Here is a 1,689-nt window from a genome sequence, read left to right on the forward strand (position 1 = left end):
ATGCCGAAAGCGGAACCTTGCGCCGTTCCGGGCTGGCTCGATCGAGCCAGCCCGGAACGTCGTAGCAACACTGTTACCTAGGCTGCCGGTCTAAACTGTTACCAAGGTTCACGGTTGTAGAGGGCAACGCCCCTGAGCCTATTCCCCATCCCCGCTTCTCTCCGCCACCGCCGCCACGATCGCGCGGGCCTGCGGCGTGGCGAACAGCCCCTCCGCCCCCACCGGCAGCCGGCGGCGCCAGTTGGGGCGTTCGCGGTCGGTGCCGGGCAGGTTCACGCCGATGGTCTCGCCCGCCAGATCCTCCGCCTGCACCAGCATCAGCGCGGAGGGCGCGGCCGCCACATGCCGGTACACCGCCGCCGCGATGGCGGGGGTGAAGGCCCCATCGGCCACGCCGCAGGCCTCGGCGATGGCCGCGCGGTCGGCGGCGCGGGCACGGCGGGCGGCGTCCGCATCCAGCAGGCCCAGCGCCGCGGCTTCGGCGATGTCCGCGCCTTCCCACCAGCCGGCCAGCGGCGGCAGGTCGTGGGTGGAGACACAGCAGGCCGCGAAGGCGGGCCATTCGGCGGGCGGGCGGAAGGCATCGCCCTCGCGCTCGAACCACAGCACGCGATAGGCCAGCACCCCGGCGGCCGCCAGCCGCTCCGGGAAGCCGTCCGGCACGGTGCCCAGCGCCTCTCCCACCACGGCGCAGCGGGCGGCGCGGCTGGCCTGGGTGACGGTGGTCAGCATGGCCGGGCCGTCATAGCGCAGATAGCAACCGGCGCTGGCGGGCGCGCCCTGGGGCACCACGAACAGGCGCTCCAGCCCCATGGCGTGGTCCAGCCGCAGCGCCCGCGCGCGGCGCATGTTGGCGGCCAGCAGCGCGGAGAGGGCGGCTGGCGCCCGGTCCGGCGCGGGCACCGGCAGGCCCCAGACCTGCCCCCCGGCGGCGAAGGGGTCGGGCGGCGCGCCGATGGAAAAGCCGGCCAGGAAGGCGCCGGGCTGAGACCAGACCTCCGCGCCATCGGGGGCGGCGCCGATCGCCAGGTCGCGGTACAGGCCGGGCCCGGCCGCCGCCGCGCCGGCCAGTTGCCGGTCACAGAGCTGTTGCAGGAAGATGTGGAAGCGGATGGCCTCGGCGGCCTGGGCGCGGAAGGCGGCCATGCCGGTGTCGGCGGGGTGGGCGAAACCCGTGGGCCAAGCGGCGCGCGGCCCGAATTGCTCTGACAGCGCGTTGAAGGCCGCGAAATCGGCCAGCGCCGCATCGGCCTGCCGCCCCGCATCCGGGCTGGCGCGGAAGGCGGCCTGCAGCACCGGGCGCTTGGCGGCCCAGACGGCGGGGTAGTCCACCAGCGCGCCCGCGCGCAGGGCGGCGAAGGCCGGCTCGGCGGCGGCCAGCGCGGCCCGCACGCCCTCGCTCATCGGGGCCAGCGCCGCCACGTCCAGCAAGGCCGGTTCCAGGAAGCGCCGGTCCGAGGGCTGATAGGGGCTGGCGCGGTCGCGCTCCACCGGCATCAGCGCATGCGGCGGGCTGAGGCCGATCAGCGCCGCCCCCGGCGCGCGGGCGGCCAGTTCCGCCAGCGCGGTATAGTCGCCGATGCCCTGGTCGGCGGCGTGGCGCAGGGCGAAGGTCTGGGCCATCAGCGCCCAGCGCCGGCCCTCCGGCGGCGGGTGGCACAGGCCGGGGGCCGGGGCGGGCGGGCGCGG

At 76.4% G+C, this 1,689-nt stretch carries 1 protein-coding gene; it reads right to left on the reverse strand.

What is annotated here, in order from left to right:
- Nucleotides 1–138: 138 nt before the first annotated feature.
- A partial coding sequence (gene malQ / locus GT007_RS22050; RefSeq protein ID WP_160123819.1) for a 4-alpha-glucanotransferase occupies nucleotides 139–1,689 on the reverse strand: 1,551 nt, incomplete at its 5' end.

Origin of the sequence: Rhodovarius lipocyclicus (assembly GCF_009900765.1) — a bacterium.
Taxonomy (GTDB): domain Bacteria; phylum Pseudomonadota; class Alphaproteobacteria; order Acetobacterales; family Acetobacteraceae; genus Rhodovarius; species Rhodovarius lipocyclicus.